Genomic DNA, 2,007 nt, shown 5'->3' on the forward strand with positions numbered 1-2,007 from the left:
GGTAGCCATACTGATCTTCCACTTCCGATACCACCGCTTTGAACAGTTTCATTGAATAGCCAGAACGCGCAATGCTGCCAAACAAGTTCTCTACGTAATTCAACACTGGCGCAATCAATAGCAGTGGCTTGTTTTCCAACTTATGATGACGGCACTCAAGTGCAGACGCCGTTCCCATACTATGTCCAACCAATCCGGCGACGCCTTCTTCTACCGAGTCGAGAACCTCTTCCAAACCACGCACAAAGCCCGGAATATGGCCATATTGACCATCACTTTCACCATGTGCTGGATGATCGTAAGCCAACGCTGTAAATCCACAAGCCGCGATATGCTCCATCAACGGATAAAACTGGCTCGCCGTGCCCGACCAACCATGAGTCAGAACCCACACAGGCCCCTGACCCAACGAATACGTTTTGATAGCCCCAGTGTGCACTTGGATTTCTGCTTTAACTAATCCTTGTGGCTCCGCATTTTTTGGTTGCGTACGCGCAGGAGTAAGCAGCAGTTTTCGCGCCGTTTTCTTCGCATGCGATGGGGCCAATGTGTGGTGCAAGCGGGTACTGATGTTGACGAGACTGCGCTTCACACTAAAACGCTGCGAGGTATTAAAATAGATTTTCTCACTCATGATCTTTTCCTTAGTTATCAGCACACTTAGCAAAAATAGAACGGTCGTGCTTTTTACGCTGATAAGAAAGAGCGAACTCTGTCGCTCTTTAAAATGAATCTTCGTTACCCGTAGACGGTGTTAACCTCTCCATCGAGCAAGCAAGTTGTCGATGCCTTGCCAAAATAGGCGTAAGCTCTCTTCCTCACCTTTGATCGAATAGAAAACATGCGCGCTCAGGTACTGCCCGTATAAATCGAACGTCGCCTGACGAGTATCTAAGTCGCTTATAAACTCTTGGTTTTCTTTGCCTTTCGCAATTTGAATTTCTAGATAACTTAACCAAGTATCAATCGCTTTACGTAATGCCGCTTGTAACGGACAATTTTTGTCTGCGGCATCATTCCACGCATCAAGGAACATACAGCTGCCTTGAAATGAATGGTTCCACGTCATCCAAGAATCCAACAACCCTCGGATTTTCCGCTCAATATTGCCATCACCAAGCCCGCGTGCAGGTTCAATCACTCTTTCAGCAAACACTTGGTTTGCGTACTCAAGCACGGAAAGCTGCAAATTCAACTTGGAATTAAAGTGAGCAAACAGACCACTTTTGGACATGCCACACTGCTTCGCTAGTTCGCCAATGGTGAGGCTTTCTAAGCCGTCTTCACTGGCAATTTCAAATGCGCGCTGCAGAATGAACTCTTTCGTTACTTTTCCTTTTTTCATAACTGTAGTTTTAGCACGGTCGTTCTTTTTTGCAATGAAGAGTTAACTGGTCTAACCATCTATCCATGTCATTTTCTCGCTAAGATCGACCTATTGAGTGGGTTAATAGATGCGGAATCAAGAAGTTTGAAGTGAGTCTTAAATTCAGACATTGCTAAGGTTCAAGCTGCAATGTGTTGATTTTTTCATGCATGAAGTGCGTCGCGAACTGTTACTTTCGCTGAAGTTTTTTATTCATTTAGGTAAGTAACGTATGGCGACAAACCGAAAAATAGCCAGTTTAGAATTTGCACGCATCATTGCCATGGTGGCAATTGTCGGGCTGCATTGCCAAATGGCCCTCACTTATTGGCAGTGGGATGGCGTACCTTGGGTTGGTTATCTTCTTAATCAGCTCGCTCGTTTTGCGGTTCCACTTTTTTTCCTTATTTCTGGTTACCTTATCCAACCTAAGCTGAGCAGCAATCCACTCGAAACTTTAGTCAACTATGCGAAACCTCTAATGAAAATTTGGTTGGTTTGGAGCGTGATCAGCTTACTCATGCCGTTCCAATGGCAAGTCGTAGCAGAAGCGGGATACCTTGCCGAACGACAAGGCTACTGGGGATACTTAGCGTCTGCACCACTGAATTCATTACTAGAAGGCGGGCTTGTCCACCTGT

At 45.6% G+C, this 2,007-nt stretch carries 3 protein-coding genes; 1 reads left to right on the top strand and 2 read right to left on the bottom strand.

Annotated elements, in window-relative coordinates; all coding sequences use genetic code 11:
- On the bottom strand, positions 1–634 hold a 634-nt coding region (locus R8N46_RS24385), incomplete at its 3' end, for an alpha/beta hydrolase (protein ID WP_318189677.1).
- 120 nt (positions 635–754) lie between these two features.
- Entirely contained in the window at positions 755–1,345 is a 591-nt protein-coding gene (locus R8N46_RS24390; protein ID WP_005468576.1) for a TetR/AcrR family transcriptional regulator, read from the bottom strand.
- A 253-nt stretch (positions 1,346–1,598) separates the two neighbouring features.
- On the opposite strand from R8N46_RS24390, the gene R8N46_RS24395 reads away from it, so the two are divergent.
- Positions 1,599–2,007: acyltransferase family protein (locus tag R8N46_RS24395; protein ID WP_318189678.1), on the top strand; the 409-nt coding region annotated here is incomplete at its 3' end.

It is taken from the genome of Vibrio sp. 1874 (assembly GCF_033344395.1).
GTDB classification, from domain to species: Bacteria; Pseudomonadota; Gammaproteobacteria; order Enterobacterales; family Vibrionaceae; genus Vibrio; species Vibrio alginolyticus.

Bases quoted from the DNA above. Each gene is read 5' to 3' on its own strand.
- R8N46_RS24390 (WP_005468576.1), bottom strand. From the start codon at position 1,345: ATGAAAAAAGGAAAAGTAACGAAAGAGTTCATTCTGCAGCGCGCATTT.